The sequence below is a fragment of the Halorubrum lipolyticum DSM 21995 genome (assembly GCF_000337375.1).
Classification (GTDB): domain Archaea; phylum Halobacteriota; class Halobacteria; order Halobacteriales; family Haloferacaceae; genus Halorubrum; species Halorubrum lipolyticum.
Window position 1 is genome coordinate 64,801 of the sequence record NZ_AOJG01000039.1, and the last position, 6,374, is coordinate 71,174.

The window sequence follows — 6,374 nt, forward strand, 5'->3', positions numbered from 1 at the left end:
CTGACGAGACTTCGCCGGTGAAATTGCTTTACATCATGCTGACGAACAACGTAGATCACGAACAAGAGGTTGAATTACAAGTCGTCACAGAAGGTAGTCCTGATTTCAGCGTAACCGTAGAAATGCCACCGGTCGGGACAGAGTCTTCGGAAGTCCCCGGCACAACGGCACCCAACCAGTTTATGATCGTTCCCAATACGAACGATCTCCACACGGACACGGTAGTTAAGGCGCGCTACGCACACGCGGATTCGTGGGTTGAAACTGCGTTCACGCACGTGGACCATCGGCACGTTGCTGGGTGGATCACGTTGTGGCCCCCCGGGCCGGATGTCGGGTATTACGAGTACCCGGAGGAGCCGAGTGAAGAAGCCGGAGAGGTTGAAGGAGCGGGAATAACCGTGGGCGAAGCGGAGGAGTTCGTTGAGTCGTTTATCGAAGACCAAGGAGACCGGGACTACACGATTGGTGATTAACAAACAGAAACTAGAGCCTCGTGCCTATGAACACATGCGCGCTGTATTCAGCACGGCTCCAAAAACATATCACCAGTTGAGGATTTCAACAGAGCCNAAACTAGAGCCTCGTGCCTATGAACACATGCGCGCTGTATTCAGCACGGCTCCAAAAACATATCACCAGTTGAGGATTTCAACAGAGCCAAGGTGCGCTATGGTGGTAATTTCGCCAGTATAGATGTTGAAGAGAGCGATTACAACCGAAGCGACCACTGCCATCGGGAGATGGGTAGAGATCACGTCACGGATTTTCATAATTAAATTCGTTTGTTTTCGGTCAAATAGATAGCGGTCATCGGTACTACTCAGCGTCCTATTTCGGTCAATACGCAGCATCGACCGGCTGTTTCAGGCAAGAATATGTCTGAAGAATATGATTTCAGCAGAGCCGAACTTCTCAAATTCGCCCCAACCCATCCGTTTTCTTCGCTCTGTTGAACTCCTCGCCTAGCGGCAGATTCCGCGTGCGTTACTACCACGACCGCGACGCCAGCAGCGCGATCACGCCTCCCGTTCGAACGCCGGATCGAACAGCCGCGCCGACATCGGCGCCGGGTCGCCGTCGGTGAGGTTGTACGCCGAGAAGTCGGTGACGCCGGCCTCGCGGAGCAGGTCCTCGTCGTAGAAGCTGTTTCCCGTACACTCCGAGGGGTCGCGCGCGAGGATCTCGAGCACCGCGTCGGAGACGATCTCGGGGGTGCGCCAGTCGTCCTCGGTCCCGAGCCCGAAGTAGCGCGTCGCGCGGGTGTCGATCGTCGTCACCGGCCAGAACGTGTTGCAGCCGACGCCGTCGCCCGCCAGCTCCTCGGCGAGCGAGAGCGTGATGAACGACATCCCGAGCTTCGACCACGCGTACGGCGCCTTCCCCGGCGATCGGTCTGTCGTGACCGGCGGCGCGTTCGACAGCAGCCACGCTTCGTCGAGCCCCGCGAGGTGGTCGGCGAACGCGTGCGCGACGAGGTGAGTCCCGCGGACGTTGACCTCGGTCAGGAGGTCGAACCGGTCGGCCGGGAGGTCGGCGACGTTCGCGAGCTGGATGGCGCTCGCGTTGTTGATAACGATGTCCACCTCGCCGAAGCGATCGATCGCCTCCTCGACGACCGCCTCGACGCGGGCCTCGTCGCGGAGGTCGAGTTCAAGCGCGAGCGCCTCGGTCCCGCGGTCGCGCACCTCGCGGGCCGTCTGCTCGATCGATCCCTCGAGCTCGGAGTCGTCGTCGTCCGTCGTCTTCCCCGTCGAGACGACGTTACAGCCCCGCTCGGCGAGTGCGAGCGCGAGCTGCTTGCCGATGCCGCGAGTCGTGCCGGTGATGAACGCCGTCGAACCAGAGAGGTCGGGGTCCGCGAGTGCCATACCCCTCGTTCGGCCGACCGAGGGATAATCCCCGGTGTCTAGCCCGCGGGATCGATGCGGTCTGGACGGACCGCGCCGGCTCGGCAACGGTACCTACGCCGTCGAGACGCGCCACGTCGTCGCGCCGGTGTACGACCACTTCTCGATCTCGAGGTCCCGGGACGACCGCTGGAGCTGCACGATCAACGCGCCGATCTCCTTCGGGGAGAGGTCCACGTCGTCGGCGATGAACTTCGCTTTGAAGTACGTCTCGCCGTCTGCGGCCTCCTCGCGCAGGAACGCGGCGAGGCGGTCGGCCTTGGAGGCGGTCGATTCCGCGGAGCGGTCAGCGGACTGCTCGGTCGTCTGCGCGGGAGATTGCGTGGTGCTCATGCGTTGGTGGAAGGAACGTCGTTGGAGGGGGCGTCGCTGGAGGGGGCGTTGTGCTCGTGGCCGATCACGACGCACGCCGCGTGGACGGCGATGAGCGCGAGAGCGCTCCACGCGCCGCCGAATCCCATCGCGCCGTACGCCGCGGGGACGTACGCGAGGGGGAGGACGACCGCCGCCCAGAACGCCGCGGCGCGAACGCCGGCGATCGCTTTGCTCAAACAGGCGGTCGAGAGGCTGGACCCGATCTGAATCGGGACCCGAATCGATGAGGGGGACGTTTGGCTTGACATGGGGAACACCGTCTTCGCTCGATCCATGGAACGCCGGTAGCATATAAGCGCCAGAGCGTTGGCGCGTCTTCAGCCGGATTAACGATCGCTGCGGTGAGTTTCCGACCCTTCACCGGTTTTCACTGACTGTTTAAAACTCGTCTAGAGATAGTTAGAATATTTATGACTGTCTCTAAACTCGTAACTCTGACGGGAGAGTGAGCGCCACCGAGCACGGTGGGGCCACCGTACTCCGGGAGACCGCTCTGTGGGGAACCCATATTACGGTCTGGCGGCTACGATCCGACATGACCATCGTTCGACGCCGCGGTCGGACGTCGACCGCCACGGGGGGCGGCCCGACGTGACCCACCACCTCGACGAGATCGACCGGCAGATCATTCACGCGCTGATGTCGGACGCGCGGAACACCTCCGCGCCGATGATCGCGGATGGCATGAACGTCTCCGCGGGGACGATACGGAACCGGATCGAGCGCCTCGAAGAGGCGGGCGTGATCCGCGGCTACACGGCCATCGTCGACTTCGAGCAGGCGGGCGGGCGACTCACCTCGGTGTTCATGTGCACCGTCCCCGCCGACGAGCGGGAGCGGCTGGCGCTCGCGGCCCGGTCCATCCCGGGCGTGATCAACGTCCGCGTGCTGATGGCGGGGCGCCGGGACCTGCAGGTGGTCGCGGTCGGCGAGGAGACGAGCGACCTCCGGGAGATCGCCCGCGCGATATCGGGGCTCGACATCCGAATCGAAGACGAGGAACTGCTCCAGACGGAACTGCACACGCCCTACTCCGGATTCCGGTCCGACGAGGCCCGAGACCCGGTCGTCACCGACACGGTCACCCTCGCGGACGGCACCGCCGTGGTCGAGGTGTGCGTCACCGACGACGCGCCGATCGTCGGTCACTCGCCGTCGGAGGCCCGCGACGAGGGGATGCTCTCAACGGACGTCGTCGTGACCTCGATCGAGCGCGACGGGTCGATCATCCACCCGGTCGACGACACCGCGATCCGACCGAACGACGTGGTGACCGTGTTGCCGAAGGAGGCGTCCGACGAGGACGTCCTCGGCGCGTTCCTCGCCGACGACCCGACGGCTCCGCCGACGTCGTGAGCGCCCGACGACGAGCTCGGAGGTACCGTGAGTCCCCCCTGGCTGAGATGAGTCGCTTCGTCTGTCGCCCGGACCGCTAACCGTCCGTTTCTTGTCTCCGACGACCCAACTGTCACGCATGGCAGACACGATCCTGGTTCCGCTCGAACTGCCGGATCCGGAGCCGCTGTCGCCCGTGCTCGTCGACGACCTCTCGTCGCTCGACGTGGTGGTACTCGGCCACTACGACCTGCCGGAACAGACGCCGGTCCGCGACGCGCGCGAGCAGTTCGGCGACGCCGCGCAGGCGACGCTCGACGAGGTCGCCGAGACGTTCGCCGACGCCGGCGCGACGGTCCGGACGCGGCTGGTGTTCGGCAAGGACCGAGCGACTACGATTGAGCGGGTCGCGGCCGAGGAGGAGTGCGCCGCCGAGCTCGACCCCGCACCGACGGAGAGGATCGAGCGCATACTCGTGCCGCTCCCGGACGTCGCCGAATTCGACCGGCTTCCGGCGTTCGTCCGACTTCTGAGCGAGGATTCCACCCAGGAGATCACCCTGTTCCACGTCGTCGAGGGCGAGGAGCGCCGCGAGCGGGGCGAGACCGTCGTCGCGGAGACGCGGGAGCGCTTGGTTGAGGACGGATTCAACGCCGAGTCCGTCGACACCCTAGTGGTCGAAGGCGACGGACACGACGAGGAGATCCTCCGCGTCGCAGCGGAGTACGACGCGGTCGTGATGTACGAGCCGGAATCCAACGTAACTGACCGCGTCTTCGGTTCGTTGGCGGATCGGATCGCCGACGAGACCGGCGATCCGGTGATCGTCGTCAACCGGGATTACTGACCGGCCCTTTCCCGAGCGTCTGGCTTCCTCCGCCTCTCACTCCGGCCCCGTCGACGCGATACCGTCGTCCTCCTCTCCGCGGCGGTCGTGGAGAATGGTCCCGATCGCCCCCGTCCTGTCGGTCCGGGTGCGGCCGTACACGAGGTACACGAGCGCGCTGCCGCCGATGATCCCGATCGCACCGAGGATCGGCACCGTGCCCATCTGCGTGAGCAGTCCGAGCCCCGCCAGGAAGCCGAACGCCTGCACGAACGGGTAGCCGGGCGCGCGGAACTCGGGCTGGTACGACGGGAGGTCGGCCTCCCGGAACGCGATCAGCGAGACGTTAATGATCGAGAAGACGAGGATCTGGAACGCGCTCGCCAGCTTCGCCAGTTCGATCACCGGAACGAACGCGATGAGCAGCAGCAGCACGATTCCGGTGAGCAGCACCGAGTTCCGCGGGGTCTTGAACCGCTCGTCGATGGTCCGGAGCGCGGGCGGCAGGAGGTCGTCGCGGCTCATCGCGAGCGGGAACCGCGAGGAGGAGAGGACGCCGGCGTTCGCCATGCTCGTGAGCGCGACCACGGCGATCACGGAGATGGCCGCCACGCCGGCGCCACCGAGGAGCGCCCCCGCGCCGTCCGCCATCGGCGTGAGCGACGCGGTGCCGTCAGGGCCGCCGGTCGTCAGCACCTCAGGGTCGCTCAGCCCGATGATCGCGCCGACCACCCCGACGTACAGGACGGTCATGATCCCCATGGAGCCGAGCATCGCCCGCGGGAGGTTCGTTCCGGGGTCTTTCACCTCTTCGGCGACGCTCGCGATCTTCGTGACGCCGGCGTAGGAGACGAAGACGAAGGCGGCCGCCGTGACGATCCCGCCGCCCCCGTGGGTCGTAAACGGCGTGTATCGGCCGGTATCGAGGACGAATCCAGCGTTGACGACGTACGCGAGCAGGCCGGCGACCACGAGGGTGACGATGACCGCCTGTATCCCGCCGCTCATCTTCGTTCCCGAGACGTTCAGGGCGACGACGAGGACCGCGAGCGCCAGCGCGACGTACACCACCGCGCCCTGCGAGAGCGGCGCGAACAACAGCAGGTACGCGCCGAGTCCGACGAGCGCGAACGAGCTCTTGAACACCAGCGAGAACCACGCCCCGATCCCGGCGATCGTCCCGAACAGCGGCCCGAGCGCCCGGTCGATATAAAGGTACGTGCCCCCGGACTCCGGCATCGCCGTCGCCATCTCGGCCTTCGACAGCGCGGCCGGTAACACGACCAGCGCGGCCAGCACGTACGCGAGGATCACCGCCGGCCCGGCCTTCTTGTACCCCAGCGCCGGCAGCACGAAGATCCCGCTGCCGATCATCGCACCCATGCTGATCATCATCGTCGGGTACAACCCCAGACTCCGATCCAAGTCGTGTCCGGCCATGTCTTACCGCATCATTGTATCTGGATGCTGGTATATGCTTCGGAATACGGAATATATGGATTTGGAATTGCGTATTCCCGAACGGAATTCAGGCGACAGAAGCGAACGAACATCGAACGCTGTCAGCGACACGAAACGAAGCGGCGATCGGTGACTGCCCGGAGGCGTGGATCGGACTCGGCCGACTACGAGCCGTTTGACTCGTCTGATTTCTTCCCGTCGACGGTCTTCTCGACCGTTTCCTCGACGGTCTCTTCGACCTTTTTGTCCACCGTCTCTTCGACTTTCTCGTCTACCGTCTCCTCGACCTTCTCGCCCACCGTCTCTTCGACCGTCTCCTCGACAGTTTCGCCGACAGTCTCCTCGACTTTCTCGCCCACCGTCTCCTCGACGGTCTTCTCGACAGTTTCGCCCACCGTCTCCTCGACCTTCTCGCCCACCGTCTCTTCGACCGTCTCCTCGACAGTTTCGCCGACAGTCTCCTCGAC

General features: G+C 64.6%; 8 protein-coding genes. 3 read left to right on the top strand and 5 right to left on the bottom strand.

What is annotated here, in order from left to right; genetic code table 11:
- Positions 1–35: 35 nt before the first annotated feature.
- Positions 36–476, top strand: a complete 441-nt coding sequence (locus C469_RS13995) for a hypothetical protein (protein ID WP_241430037.1) — start codon at positions 36–38, stop codon at positions 474–476.
- 543 nt (positions 477–1,019) lie between these two features.
- On the opposite strand, the gene C469_RS14000 is transcribed toward C469_RS13995, so the two are convergent.
- From C469_RS14000 to C469_RS14010, 3 genes are all read right to left on the bottom strand, one after another.
- On the bottom strand, positions 1,020–1,871 hold the full coding sequence (locus tag C469_RS14000) for an SDR family oxidoreductase (RefSeq protein ID WP_008007705.1): 852 nt from the start codon (positions 1,869–1,871) through the stop codon (positions 1,020–1,022).
- Between the two features lie 93 nt (positions 1,872–1,964).
- Positions 1,965–2,243 carry a DUF7123 family protein gene (locus C469_RS14005; RefSeq protein ID WP_008007707.1) on the bottom strand — a complete coding sequence of 93 codons (279 nt, stop codon included), beginning with the start codon at positions 2,241–2,243 and terminating at the stop codon, positions 1,965–1,967.
- Positions 2,240–2,461, bottom strand: a complete 222-nt coding sequence (locus C469_RS14010; protein ID WP_008007709.1) for a hypothetical protein — start codon at positions 2,459–2,461, stop codon at positions 2,240–2,242. Before C469_RS14010 ends, C469_RS14005 begins: the two co-directional genes overlap by 4 nt.
- Before the next feature lie 415 nt (positions 2,462–2,876).
- Between C469_RS14010 and C469_RS14015 the strand changes: the two genes are divergently transcribed.
- Positions 2,877–3,641 carry an Lrp/AsnC family transcriptional regulator gene (locus C469_RS14015; RefSeq protein ID WP_008007712.1) on the top strand — a complete coding sequence of 255 codons (765 nt, stop codon included), beginning with the start codon at positions 2,877–2,879 and terminating at the stop codon, positions 3,639–3,641.
- Positions 3,642–3,759: 118 nt separating this feature from the next.
- A complete protein-coding gene (locus tag C469_RS14020) occupies positions 3,760–4,467 on the top strand; it encodes a universal stress protein (protein ID WP_008007714.1) in 708 nt (235 codons plus the stop codon).
- Positions 4,468–4,503: 36 nt separating this feature from the next.
- Here C469_RS14020 and C469_RS14025 read toward each other — a convergent pair whose 3' ends face one another.
- Both C469_RS14025 and C469_RS14030 read right to left on the bottom strand, forming a co-directional pair.
- On the bottom strand, positions 4,504–5,886 hold the full coding sequence (locus tag C469_RS14025; protein WP_008007716.1) for an APC family permease: 1,383 nt from the start codon (positions 5,884–5,886) through the stop codon (positions 4,504–4,506).
- Positions 5,887–6,071: 185 nt separating this feature from the next.
- Positions 6,072–6,374 (bottom strand): hypothetical protein (locus C469_RS14030; protein WP_008007719.1); only part of this gene is annotated, 303 nt, incomplete at its 5' end.